Origin of the sequence: Bacillus sp. 37MA (assembly GCF_000372765.1) — a bacterium.
Classification (GTDB): Bacteria; Bacillota; Bacilli; order Bacillales; family Domibacillaceae; genus Domibacillus; species Domibacillus aminovorans.
This window is the reverse complement of the sequence record NZ_KB889752.1, coordinates 2,029,021-2,041,264: the sequence shown is the minus strand read 5'-3', so window position 1 is coordinate 2,041,264 and position 12,244 is coordinate 2,029,021. Positions and strand designations below refer to the sequence as shown.

At 42.8% G+C, this 12,244-nt stretch carries 15 protein-coding genes and 2 pseudogenes; 15 read left to right on the top strand and 2 right to left on the bottom strand.

All coding sequences use genetic code 11. The features are described 5' to 3' along the window. Nucleotides 1–182 precede the first annotated feature (182 nt). Nucleotides 183–1,949, top strand: a pseudogene (locus A3M5_RS22890) (vitamin B12-dependent ribonucleotide reductase); the annotation flags it as partial. Nucleotides 1,950–2,043: 94 nt separating this feature from the next. Here A3M5_RS22890 and A3M5_RS0111395 read toward each other — a convergent pair. Together A3M5_RS0111395 and A3M5_RS26845 are read right to left on the bottom strand one after the other, a co-directional pair. Next, nucleotides 2,044–2,421, bottom strand: coding sequence for an SA1362 family protein (locus A3M5_RS0111395; protein WP_018393903.1), 378 nt, complete (start codon nt 2,419–2,421; stop codon nt 2,044–2,046). Nucleotides 2,422–2,619: 198 nt separating this feature from the next. Next, a pseudogene (locus A3M5_RS26845) lies at nt 2,620–2,804 on the bottom strand (DUF1385 domain-containing protein); the annotation flags it as partial. 114 nt (nt 2,805–2,918) lie between these two features. Between A3M5_RS26845 and A3M5_RS0111385 the strand changes: the two are divergent. The 14 genes from A3M5_RS0111385 to accB all read left to right on the top strand — a co-directional run bounded on the left by A3M5_RS0111385 (nt 2,919) and on the right by accB (nt 12,232). After that, nucleotides 2,919–3,338, top strand: a complete 420-nt coding sequence (locus A3M5_RS0111385; RefSeq protein WP_018393901.1) for a YqhR family membrane protein — start codon at nt 2,919–2,921, stop codon at nt 3,336–3,338. Between the two features lie 60 nt (nt 3,339–3,398). Then, nucleotides 3,399–3,836: a type II 3-dehydroquinate dehydratase gene (gene aroQ, locus A3M5_RS0111380; RefSeq protein ID WP_018393900.1), complete on the top strand. Its 438-nt coding sequence runs from the start codon at nt 3,399–3,401 to the stop codon at nt 3,834–3,836. A gap of 3 nt (nt 3,837–3,839) precedes the next feature. Next, nucleotides 3,840–4,901 carry a M24 family metallopeptidase gene (locus tag A3M5_RS0111375; protein WP_018393899.1) on the top strand — a complete coding sequence of 354 codons (1,062 nt, stop codon included), beginning with the start codon at nt 3,840–3,842 and terminating at the stop codon, nt 4,899–4,901. Nucleotides 4,902–4,919: 18 nt separating this feature from the next. After that, the gene (efp, locus tag A3M5_RS0111370) at nt 4,920–5,477 is read left to right on the top strand and encodes an elongation factor P (RefSeq protein ID WP_018393898.1); all 558 of its coding nucleotides are present in this window, start codon (nt 4,920–4,922) and stop codon (nt 5,475–5,477) included. A 97-nt stretch (nt 5,478–5,574) separates the two neighbouring features. Next, nucleotides 5,575–6,681: an acyl-CoA dehydrogenase family protein gene (locus tag A3M5_RS0111365; protein WP_051080868.1), complete on the top strand. Its 1,107-nt coding sequence runs from the start codon at nt 5,575–5,577 to the stop codon at nt 6,679–6,681. 189 nt (nt 6,682–6,870) lie between these two features. Next, entirely contained in the window at nt 6,871–7,782 is a 912-nt protein-coding gene (gene spoIIIAA / locus A3M5_RS0111360; protein ID WP_018393896.1) for a stage III sporulation protein AA, read from the top strand. After that, a complete protein-coding gene (spoIIIAB, locus tag A3M5_RS0111355) occupies nt 7,779–8,291 on the top strand; it encodes a stage III sporulation protein AB (RefSeq protein ID WP_018393895.1) in 513 nt (170 codons plus the stop codon). The genes spoIIIAA and spoIIIAB overlap by 4 nt, the downstream gene beginning before the upstream one ends. 13 nt (nt 8,292–8,304) lie before the next feature. Continuing rightward, a complete protein-coding gene (gene spoIIIAC, locus A3M5_RS0111350) occupies nt 8,305–8,508 on the top strand; it encodes a stage III sporulation protein AC (RefSeq protein ID WP_018393894.1) in 204 nt (67 codons plus the stop codon). A 100-nt stretch (nt 8,509–8,608) separates the two neighbouring features. Then, on the top strand, nt 8,609–8,917 hold the full coding sequence (locus A3M5_RS0111345) for a SpoIIIAC/SpoIIIAD family protein (protein ID WP_018393893.1): 309 nt from the start codon (nt 8,609–8,611) through the stop codon (nt 8,915–8,917). Further along, nucleotides 8,914–10,008, top strand: a complete 1,095-nt coding sequence (gene spoIIIAE / locus A3M5_RS22885) for a stage III sporulation protein AE (RefSeq protein WP_018393892.1) — start codon at nt 8,914–8,916, stop codon at nt 10,006–10,008. Before A3M5_RS0111345 ends, spoIIIAE begins: the two co-directional genes overlap by 4 nt. 4 nt (nt 10,009–10,012) lie before the next feature. After that, nucleotides 10,013–10,534 (top strand): stage III sporulation protein AF, encoded by a 522-nt coding sequence (gene spoIIIAF / locus A3M5_RS0111335; protein WP_018393891.1) that lies wholly within the window; start codon nt 10,013–10,015, stop codon nt 10,532–10,534. Then, the gene (locus A3M5_RS22880; protein ID WP_018393890.1) at nt 10,527–11,072 is read left to right on the top strand and encodes a SpoIIIAG-related protein; all 546 of its coding nucleotides are present in this window, start codon (nt 10,527–10,529) and stop codon (nt 11,070–11,072) included. Before spoIIIAF ends, A3M5_RS22880 begins: the two co-directional genes overlap by 8 nt. Beyond that, nucleotides 11,072–11,593, top strand: coding sequence for a SpoIIIAH-like family protein (locus A3M5_RS0111325; RefSeq protein ID WP_018393889.1), 522 nt, complete (start codon nt 11,072–11,074; stop codon nt 11,591–11,593). Before A3M5_RS22880 ends, A3M5_RS0111325 begins: the two co-directional genes overlap by 1 nt. 153 nt (nt 11,594–11,746) lie before the next feature. After that, nucleotides 11,747–12,232 (top strand): acetyl-CoA carboxylase biotin carboxyl carrier protein, encoded by a 486-nt coding sequence (accB, locus tag A3M5_RS0111320; RefSeq protein WP_018393888.1) that lies wholly within the window; start codon nt 11,747–11,749, stop codon nt 12,230–12,232. Nucleotides 12,233–12,244 lie beyond the last annotated feature (12 nt).

Here is a 12,244-nt window from a genome sequence, read left to right as displayed (position 1 = left end):
CAGCCAAGCTCCTTAAAGGGAGAAGGTTCAACGACCAGCGAAAGCACACTGAATAAGTGGAAGCGAGTAGAGTAGGGATCAAGTGATTCCGAAGTGCGAGGGCACTCTCATAGAGTGTAAGATATGGTCTGAGCTCTAAGGTGACTTAGAGAGTTGATCTAACGAATCAACGCAACAAACTGGCTCAAATGATTATGTTGGCGGACTGGCATCCAGATATTGTTGAATTTATTATTTCGAAAATGCAAAATCCGCGTATTTTACGTTATTTGCTTGAAAATACAGAAGACGAACAAATTAAAAAAGCAGCAAAAGACAAGCTGAACTTTAAGCCGCTTACTGAACGGGAAGAGCAAATGTATCAAGGTGTTGTGAATTACAAGAATATTCCTGGATACGGTGGATTCAGCCCTGAAATATTTAAAGATGCGGAAGAAAAACTACGTACAGGCGGCACTTACAGTGTGCATAACGCTGAATTTTTGACCGGCGCAAACATTTCGATCTGTTTAACGAAAGAATTTATGGAAGCCGTCGAAAACGATGAGGAATACGATCTCCGTTTCCCAGCTGTGGAAAAGTACAGCAAAGAAGAGATGGCACATTATAATGAAAACTGGCATAAAGTCGGTGACGTTCGCGAGTGGGAAAAAGAAGGCAATGCAATTCGTTTATATCGGAAAATTAAAGCACGCGAATTATGGAACTTGATCAACGTCTGCGCGACATACTCCGCAGAACCGGGTATTTTCTTTATCGACAATGCGAACGAGATGACGAATGCAAAAGCGTATGGACAGCAAGTAGTTGCAACAAATCCTTGCGGAGAACAGCCACTTGCACCATTTTCTGTCTGCAATCTTGCAGCGGTTAATTTAGCCGAAATGGCAAATAAAGAGACAAAAAAAGTGAATTTTGATAAGTTGAAAGAAACAGTTCGTACGGGTGTCCGCATGCAGGATAACGTAATCGATGCGACGCCTTACTTCCTTGAAGAGAACCAGAAACAGGCGCTTGGCGAACGACGTGTCGGACTTGGAGTTATGGGTCTTGCAGATTTGCTTATATACTGTGAAAAAGAGTATGGTTCACCAGAAGGCAATGTGCTTGTTGATGAAGTGTTTGAAGCAATCGCTGTGACGGCGTATGAGACGTCTGTTGAGCTTGCAAAAGAAAAAGGCAGCTTCCCGTTCCTTGAAGGGGAAACGCTTGATGAAACGAACCGTCTGCGCGATGCGTTCATCCACACAGGCTATATGAAAAAAATGCCTGAGCATGTTCGCGAAGCCATCGTTGAAAATGGTATTCGCAACTCTCATCTATTAACTGTTGCGCCAACTGGAAGCACTGGAACGATGGTTGGGGTGTCTACAGGGTTAGAACCATATTTCTCATTTACCTATTATAGAAGCGGACGTCTTGGTAAATTTATCGAGGTGAAAGCAGATATCGTAACGGATTATCTTGCACGTAATCCTAAAGCAGATCCAGATCAACTGCCAGCGTATTTTGTGACGGCAATGGGTCTTGCACCAGAAGCACATGCAGATGTTCAATGTGTGATCCAGCGCTGGATTGACAGCTCGATCTCAAAAACAGTAAACGCACCACGGGGCTACACAGTTGAGCAAGTAGAGGGTGTTTACGAACGTCTATACAAAGGCGGAGCAAAAGGTGGCACAGTATACGTCGATGGCAGCCGTGATGCTCAAGTTTTAACACTAAAAGCGGAAGAAAATAGCTGGGATGAAGAAGAAAAGACCGAACCAAAAGAATTTGAAAATCATGTTGTTCTTGTTGATACGATTCAAGATTTGCGTTCAACAAACGTTACAATCGGCAGCGAAATTGGCAATACTTGCCCGGTTTGCCGCAAAGGTACAGTAGAAGAATTAGGTGGCTGCAACACGTGCACAAACTGTGGTGCCCAGCTGAAATGTGGATTATAATTAAGAAAAAAGCCGTTCCGGAGCAATCCGGGAACGGCTCTTTTTTTGAGTAAAGCAGCGGAAAATAAAAAAACCGCCAGCATATCTGGCGGGATCATTCGGAAGAAGCGCGCGTTCTGCGTTTCCCTTTATTCCCTTCAATCAAGGTTAAATGTGAGGGGTTTTTACGTCGGATCGGTTTTTTAGTCATCTTAGCTGAAAGAGAAGAAGCACGGGGCGGCGCATATTTTGTTTTAGGGATATGATGCTTTTTTTTGGACTGCTTTACTGCTTTTGAATACGCGCGCTGTTCAGTATTACCGCCCATCCGTTTTCTCATAAACAAACGGAACAGGAAAATCACAATCGCGACAGACACAATCGCGAACATAAGTTGCTGCAAGAGCTGCCCGGGAGAGGTGATCATCATAGACACGAGACCAATGGCAGCAAGTGCGACAATAATGGACGTTACGACAGTACGAATACTCATTAAAGCGACCTCCCAGAAAGTAGTATTACTTATATATTAGACAATTTCGTCTAATTTTAATCCTATTTCGGCGCTTTCTTCGATGGAAATTAATTTTTCCAATGACGCAATTGCGACTTCTACTTGATCATCCATCAGTTCTTTCATCGTTAACAGCTGTGATCACAGTCCCAGGTACCCAAAAAATAGCTGTCATCCATTTTCATACGCATTAATCACTTTATGCTCGGCACCGTGATATTGGAACAATCGTTTACTAATGAGTGTCATTGAAATGAAGTAAATATAGACGAGCAGCAGTACAATACAAGCTTGAATGTCGCTTCAACTAAAGTTTGCGAAAAATCATCGGAGAAAATAGGACGCGTTACTTCAGACATTACTCATTTATCAGTTCCTTCCCTCAATCATCTAGAAACAGCATGACAGGTATTAATTATATTTTAGCGATAAAACGGCCAAAATAAAAGCAAGACGTATCAGATGGAGGAGAAAGAATGAAAAACCAAAAAATGTCTAATCAATTAGGCTATTTCAACAGGAAAATTATTCAAACAGGCATTGCATCAGGAAGTCTATTGTTTATACTCAGCTTGCTGGCCTATACTTTTCATTTCTCAAAAGTAAACCCAGTATCGCCTGTTTTATTTTTGCGTCAATCAACAGCCATTCAACACATCATCGCTGCTTTGATCATTATTATCATTTCCGTTGTGCTTTCTTTATTATACTATGCACTATTTAGGAAAAGAACGCCCTTACTTGCAGGTTTTGTTATGGGAATCGTCCTTTTTTTATTGCTTTTCGCATTCATTTCCCAAAGTACACTTAATTTGATTACCGTATTCTGCCTGCTTTTATGTTATTGTGTATTTATTAGCGTATCTGCTTCATGGATTTATGAACGGGGCAGGTAGTCATTTGTGCTCTAAATATGATAAACTGTTTTGTGAAAAGAATAGGCGGGGGACGGGAGAATGAAAAAAGTTTTATTGATGAACGGTGTCAATTTAAACAGACTTGGCAAGCGTGAGCCGCATATTTACGGCTACACAACGCTAGATGAATTGGAAGAGCGCGTGATTGCACGTGGGAAAAAAGCAGACATAGAGGTGATTACGTTCTGTTCCAATTTTGAAGGAGAACTAGTGGATCGCCTTCATCTGGCAGAAGACGAGGGAATTGACGGAATCATCTTTAATCCAGGTGCATTTACGCATTACAGCCACGCCATTGGCGATGCAGTTGCAAGCATTACAGTGCCGGTCGTAGAAGTACATATTTCAAATATTCATGCACGTGAAGCATTTCGTCATCATTCAGTTATAGCTCCTCATGCAGCTGGTCAGCTTTGTGGATTTGGCCTGTACGGCTACGAAATGGCGCTCGACTATTTAATGAATCGGGAGGTCTAATACATGTTGCTACTTGAAAAACTACGTGTACAGTTAGCAGAAAACGGTGTAGATGGACTATTTATTATGAGCCCGTATAACCGCCGCTATGTGACAGGGTTTACCGGAACGGCTGGCGCTGCCATTGTCACACAACATGATGCGGTGTTCTTAACGGATTTCCGCTATATGGAGCAAGCAGCAAAACAGGCAGAAGGATTTACGATTGTCCAGCATTCAAAACCCATTTTACAAGAAGCGATGGAACAGGCGGAAAAGCTAGGCCTATCAACGCTTGGATTTGAAACAGAATATGTTTCGCATCAAGAATATGAACAGTTAAAGAAGCAATTTAAAGGTACACTTAAACCAGTGGCTGGACTCGTTGAAAACTTGCGCTTGATTAAGACGGAATCAGAGATTAAGATATTAAAGAAAGCGTGTGACATCGCGGATGCAGCGTTTAAACACATTCTCGATTTTGTAAAGCCAGGGGCACGAGAAATCGATGTGTCAAACGAACTTGAATTTTTTATGAGAAAATGCGGTGCGACTTCTTCATCTTTTGATATTATCGTTGCTTCCGGTGTGCGCTCTGCTTTACCGCACGGTGTGGCAAGCGATAAAACAATCGAATCCGGCGATTTCGTTACGCTTGATTTTGGTGCATTCTACAAAGGATACGCATCGGACATTACACGCACAGTCGCAGTCGGTGAACCGTCCGCGCAGCTGAAAGAAATATATGAAATTGTTCTTGAAGCACAGATGGCGGCAGTTAACCAAATTCGACCAGGGATGACCGGGAAGGAAGCGGACGCTGTAACGCGTGACATCATTACATCAAAAGGATACGGAGATGCGTTCGGCCATTCAACCGGACATGGCCTTGGACTGGAAATACACGAAAGTCCAACGCTTTCCGTTCGCAACGATAAACCGCTCGCAGCAGGTATGGTTGTAACGGTGGAACCGGGCATTTATTTGCCAGGAATTGGTGGCGTTCGAATTGAAGATGATATTTTATTGACAGACAGCGGAAACGAGCTGCTCACACATTCTGTAAAAGAGCTTATTATTTTGTAATTTCCAGGAGGAACACACATGATTTCAGTAAATGACTTTCGGACAGGTTTAACAATTGAAACAGACGGCGGCATTTGGCGAGTTGTTGATTTCCAACACGTGAAACCGGGTAAAGGTGCAGCATTCGTACGCTCGAAGCTTCGTAACCTTCGTACAGGTGCGATTCAAGAAAAAACATTCCGTGCTGGTGAAAAAGTAGAGAGAGCACAAATTGACAACCGCCGTATGCAATATTTGTATGCGAATGGCGATCAGCACGTATTCATGGATAACGAGTCATACGATCAAATAGAACTGCCAGAAGGACAAATTGAATATGAATTGAAGTTTTTGAAAGAAAACATGGACGTATCGATCACAATGTATGGAACAGAAACACTTGGTGTCGAACTTCCGAACACAGTGGAATTGAAAGTAACAGCAACAGAGCCTGGTATTAAAGGCGATACAACGTCAGGCGGTACAAAACCGGCAATCGTTGAAACAGGTCTATCTGTCAACGTTCCATTCTTCATCAACGAAGGCGACGTACTGATCGTTAACACAACTGACGGATCATACGTATCACGTGCGTAATCCAAAAGGAGTGTACCTAACCGGTGCGCTCCTTTTTATTTGTGGTTTTTCGTATGATGAAGGAAAATGAATAGAAAGAAGGTAGTATAAATTGAGTATGAAAGAGGAATTACAAGCGCTTATTCCGAGATTTCAAAAGAGAGAACCGGCTCTTGATCAGTTAAACTCATTTCCATTTGATAATATAGAGGATTTGAAGAAAATAGGCTATACGAAAGCGATGATGCTAGAAAATGGAGGTATGTCGCTGCTTGATTTTGTTCAATGTCAGGAACTAATTGCAAAAGGATGCGGGGCAACAGCTCTATCAATTGGCTGGCATACTGGTATATTGATGGAATTTGCAGAACATAAACATTGGAATCCAGCTATTGCTGATTTCTTGAGAGAAGAAGTGCAAAAAGGAAAGCTCATAAATGCGGCAGCGAGTGAACGAAATGCAGGCAGTCCACTTCGGGGTGCTGCGTTTAAAACGACCGCAGTGTTAGATGGCGGTGAATACGTGATACATGGAGAAAAAACATTTACATCGGCTGCACCGGTACTTGATTATTTTTTTGTGTCGGCATCTATTCAAGGGACAGAAGAATCAGCTGTATTCCTCGTTGCTGCCGATTCAAAAGGCGTCTCGATTCGAAAAACGTGGGACAGTGTCGCGATGCGCGGAACGGCAAGTCATGATTTAGTTATTGAAAATGTTCGTATTCCGTCAGATTATATCGTTGAGAAATTGGATGGATCAAAAAAGTTACGCCGGAACGGCTCGCTTTTACACATTCCAGCATGCTACATCGGTATTGCGGGTGCTGCCCGTGATTATGCGATCGAGTTTGCAGCAAACTATACACCAGCCTCGCTTGATCAGCCGATCGGTACATTACCGGTCACGGAACAGCTGATCGGTGAGATGGAAATGAAATTAATGGCAGCGCAGCAATTTTTATATCGGACAGCTGAATTGTATGACCACGCACCTGATGAACCGATCAAACCGCAAATGGCTGCGGCAAAATCATTCGTTACAAACACAGCAATTGACGTGACTGATATGGCTATGCGTCTCGTCGGTGCTCGCAGCCTGTCTGAAAAAAATCCGCTTCACCGTTATTGGCAAAACGTTCGTGCCGGGCTACATAATCCACCGATGGACGATATCGCGTACCGGACACTTGCTCAAAATGCGATTGCCCGCATCAATCTATAATACAGGGAAGGACCCGTCATTTTAAATGACGGGCTTTTTATTTTTAAGGCATAGAATAGTACATGTAGACGTTAGTATCGGGGAGCACCATAGAAGACACGAATTTAGTATTTGTTTCTCACGACAAATTCATATTTTGGGATATTCATTCATACAGTGTGAAAAGAACGAAAGGAGGCGCTGGTTGTCTTGACGTATGAAGCCATTTTGCCCTATTTGCCAGAAATGGTTGCCCGTTCAGTGACGACTATCTTGAAAAAAGATCCTCGAATAGAAGAAATTAGGCTCAGAACGGGTCAGCCTATTGAACTTTCAGGAGATAAGCAGTATGTTCTTCCCCTCATATTTACGGAAAAAGAACGGCAGGCATTTGTGTATAAATTAACGAAGCATTCGTTCTACATGCTGGAAGAACAGCTAAAAAAAGGATATATCACAATTGCAGGCGGACACCGAATTGGGTTGGCGGGACAGGCTGTGTTAAAAAAAGGATCCGTATATTCCATGACCAATTTGTCCTTTTTTAACATTCGTATTGCGAAAGAAAAGAAAGGAACAGCGCATCACTTGCTACCTTTTATATACGAAAATGGCTGGCAGAGTACGCTTCTCATAGGCCCGCCCCGCTCTGGAAAAACGACATTGCTACGCGATCTTGCAAGGACTGCCGCTACAGGATTGATAGAGCGGGGCATTCTATCTTGTAAAACATCTATTGTGGACGAGCGTTCCGAAATTGCCGGCTGTTTGAACGGAGTCCCACAATTGGACGTTGGAAAGAGGGCTGACGTACTTGATGCATGTCCGAAATCAGAAGGCATGATGATGATGATCCGATCGATGAGCCCGGACATTATTATTGTCGATGAAATTGGCCGTGCTGAGGATGCATACGCCTTGTCAGAAGCACTAAATGCGGGGATTGCTGTCATTGCAACGGTTCATGCACATTCATATGAGGAAGTGATTCGTAGACCGATTATCCGTACGATAACAGAAAGTGGTCTGTTTAAACGTTACATCGAAATGAAACAAAATCATGAGTGCATCATTCGAGACCAGCAGGGCAGAGTGTTGAAAACAGCTATGGCACTCCGATGAAATGGGCTGGTGCTTTCTTTATTATTCTGGCTTCATTTCTCATCGGCCAGCGCAAATCAAAAGCGTATACAAACCGGGTTCTGCATATTCGTCAATTTGAATCCGCGCTGTTAACAATGCAATCGGCTATACTTTTCGGAGCTGATTCGATTGAAGCGACGACTCGCTTTATTGCGGAGACGATTGAAAAACCAGCTGCACTGTTTTTTCGTGATTTTGCGGAGCAGCTGTCGTCAACCGAAACGAGTGCCACCCGCATATGGACACACACGCTGCAACGGCATAATGACTTCTTTGCCTTGAATCCGTCAGATATCCGTCTCATTGAACAGGCAGGTAATATGCTTGGTTCATGTACACAGGAAGCAGAAGAACGAAGAATTAAACACGTGCTCAAGCAGTTAGAAAAGAGAAGAGAAGAAGCAGTGGCAGAAGAACAGCGTTTTGCTGGCATGGTTCGTGCCATCAGTGTTTTATCAGGCCTGTTAACAGCCATTTTGCTTATGTAAGGCGGGGAATGACATGAATGTGGACGTGGATCTTCTTTTTAAAATTGCCGGCATTGGTATCATTGCTGCTTTCTTGCATACCATTTTAGAGCAGCTCGGCAAAAAAGAATACGCTCAGTGGGTAACACTGTTTGGCTTTTTATATATTTTATTTATGGCTGCTACAATCGTCGGACAGCTGTTTGACAAAATAAAATCTGTTTTCTTATTTCAGTGACAGGAGCGTTTGAACAATTGATATCACCTACATTGCCGCCATTGTACTCGTTGCTGTCTTTTTGGCTGTTTTGCTGCGTGAATACAGTGCAGGTTACTCGTTGCTATTCGTTTTTTTCGTCTGCAGCCTTCTTTTATACGGGCTGGCGGGGGAAATAGCGATCCTCATTGCCTCGGTCAGAAAATTGGCAGCATACGCTGGTGCAGAAAGAATATATGTTGAAACGGTATTAAAAGCAGTTGGTGTTGCGTATATTTCAGAATTTATTGCGAATATCGCAAAAGACGCGGGTCAAAACGCGCTGGCAGCAAAAATGGAAATGGCCGGGAAAATCATTATTATGACACTTGTGCTGCCAATTTTAGCGCTGCTAATTGAAACGGTCATGTCGATGCTGCCAGGGCGGTGAAAAAAATAGGACAAGTCCTCGATCCAATTATGAAAAACGTTGATTTATCAGCAATCGAAGATCATTGGAGTGAGATCAAGCACATATACGGTCCATTTTTGCCTAGTCAAATGGATATAGACATCGATAACTTGGATATTACGTCTTTTTTTTCACTAGAGAATTGGATGGATATGTTTCAGTCTTATATTTTGTTTGAGATCACAGAGAATGTTAAATTGCTGTCGATTATTTTTTTGTTGTCTATTTTGGCATCTGTGTTGAAGACGATGGGACATGCATTTGGTCATCAAACTGTGAGTAAAACAGCGGAAGCAGCCATTTTAATTCCGATTTTTATTCTTGCGATGAACACATTCCGGCTGGCGATTGAATCAGCATCTAATGCAGTCGAAAATATGACGGTGTTTATGACCGTTTTTATGCCGGTGCTTCTGGCATTGCTTGCATTATCCGGTGCTGTTGTATCAGCGGCTCTGTTTCCACCACTTCTTTTATTTATGATGAATATATCAGGTGTTTTAATTGATCAAATTGTGTTGCCATGTCTCGTTTTCTCTGTTTTATTCAGCTTAGTCGGTTTATTATCGGACCATTATAAAGCAGACCGGATTGCTTCATTGCTCCGCATAATCAGTGTCTCATTGCTCAGTGCATTTATGGCTGCGTTTCTCACCGTTATGACAATGCGAGGGATGAGTGCAGCAACGGCGGATGGATTAACTGTAAAGACGGCTAAATTTTTAAGCGGGACATTCGTTCCTGTTGTCGGACGAATGATGGCGGATGCGGCTGATACGGCTTCGGGAGCTGCTTTAATGATTAATAATACAGCGGGTGCAGCCGGCATTGCGATTCTTTTATTAACAGCGATATTTCCTGTCTTGAAAATTATGGTACTTGCTTTTCTATATAAAGTAGCAGCTGCTGTTCTGCAACCGCTCGGGGATTCTGCCGCTGCCTCGTGTCTTGACATCATCGGAAAAACGATGTCGTTTGTCCTCGCAGCGCTTGCTCTCGTATCATTTATGTACTTTTTAATGATGGCTGCGGTCGTTGCGGCTGGCAATGCCGCGTACATGATGAGGTGAACGTATGCAATCCGTTTTTGACTGGCTGACTGGTGTGCTGGCTGTGCTCTTATGTGCTGCTATTATAGACATGATTATTCCAGAGTCTCCTATGCAGAAATACGTGCGTCTTGTGGCTGGACTTGTTATTTTAACGGCTATCATCACACCGGTTTTTGCGCTGTTGACCGGTGTTGACTTTTCTTTTTTACTAGAAAATGAACAGAAGACGACTGTGTTTCAACAGGATACAGATGATCATCTTAAACAATTGACTGAAATGGAATCATTGACAGCGAATCCGTATATGAATCAGCAGTTATTGGCAGATGCGGAATCGGCACTTCAACTTTTCCCTTCATGCGATGTAAGAAATGTGGAAGCGGATATAGAGCAAAGTGAACTCAAACATGTCCTTTTAACGGTAAAAGGAACAGAAGAAAGCTGCCCAGAAGAAAAAATAATTGACTTGTTGTCTCAAAAGTGGAATATAGATGCCGTCCGAGTGAATATGGTGATTCAAAAGGGAGGTTCAGGAGGTGAGTGATCGGAACCGGCTGTTTTCTTTTTGGAAAAAAGGTAAGGCAGACAAGCCGTTAAAATGGATCGCTGTTATGTTGGGAGGTGGTATTGCTATAATGGCTCTTGGTGATTTGCAGAAAGAAGATTCGGTTAAAAGTGAAGAGCCAAAAGACGAGCCAGCAGCAGTAGAAGTGGATGTGAAAAGCGAATATGAACGGGAATTAACAAACGCGTTAAATCAAATTGCGGGGACGGGACACGTGTCTGTCGTTGTCAATCTTGCGTCATCTGAGCGGAAAGTGCTGGAGAAAAATACGTCATCTTCAACAGGGAATGGCGATGTAACGAAAGAAGAACAGGTAGCCATTATCCGGAATGGAGATACCGAAAATCCAGTTATTTTAGAAGTGCGTAAACCGGATATTCAAGGGGTGCTTGTCGTCGCGGACGGTGCAGAAAATGTGCATGTGAAAAAACGAATTATGGAAGCAGTGACGCGGATGCTTGGTGTACCGGTGCATCGCGTGGCTGTTATACCCGGGAAAACGGAGGAGACAAAATAATGCCGAAAAAACAAACAGTATGGTTATTTACAATGGTGAGTTTAACGGCGGTATTAGGTGTGTATTATGTGACCGGCCCGGATAAATTAATGCCTGCATCAACACTTGAAGAATCAGTACCGGAATCTGCAGCGAAAGATGTGGACGTGAAGGTAGAAGAAACGGCTGGTGATGAGGTTTTTGAATTAATCCGGCTTGAAACAGATGACGAGCGAAGTCGTTTAAAAGAAGAGTTGACTGCTAAGGTGGCATCTGCAGATGTGTCAGTTGAAGCAAAAAATGAAGCGTACGATGATATGAAGGAACTTGATGCACTTACGTCGAAAGAACAAATGGTAGAGACGCTTATTAAATCAAAAGGGTATGATGACGCACTCGTTCGGACAAGCGATGGTGAAGTGAGGATTACGGTAAAATCAGACAGTCATTCAGCGGAAGCAGCAAATGAGATTATCCGGCTTGCGAAAGAAGAGATGGGCGAAAAAATGCCTGTTTCAGTTGAATTTCAGCCGTTTAAGTAGCAAGAAATGCTCGCCTTTGCATAGGTGAGCCCTTTTTCATTCTTATTCTATATTTGCTAAATGACGAAAAAAAGATAGAATGAGAAAAGGAGTTTCCCCATTTTTGAATGAAGATACTCCAGACATTATGTATATTGAAGGGGTGTTGAGGAAATGAAAGTACAAGAAATTAGAGAGTTGATCAAACTTGTGGATCAATCAGGAATCGAGGAATTTGTTTTTGAATCAGCAGGGAGCAAGCTGAAAATGAAGAAATCAACAGGTACGACTACATATGCAGCAGCACAGGAAGCACCGATTGTAAAAAGTGTACCAGTTCAGGAAGCACCAAAATCTGCATCGGTTGTGCAAGAAGCACCGGCACAGGAAGCACCGAAGTCAGCAGTTGATGAATCAAATTTACATAAAATTATATCTCCGATGGTAGGGACTTTTTATCAATCACCATCACCGGATGCAGATGTGTACGTAAAATTGGGTGAAAAAATTAATGCTGAATCAGTGGTTTGCATCGTTGAAGCGATGAAACTGTTCAATGAAATTGAAGCAGAAGTAGACGGAGAAATCGTTGAAATTCTCGTAAAAGACGGGCAGCTTGTAGAATATGGACAGCCGCTCTTTTTAGTGAAACCGGAATAAGGGGGATTCGCG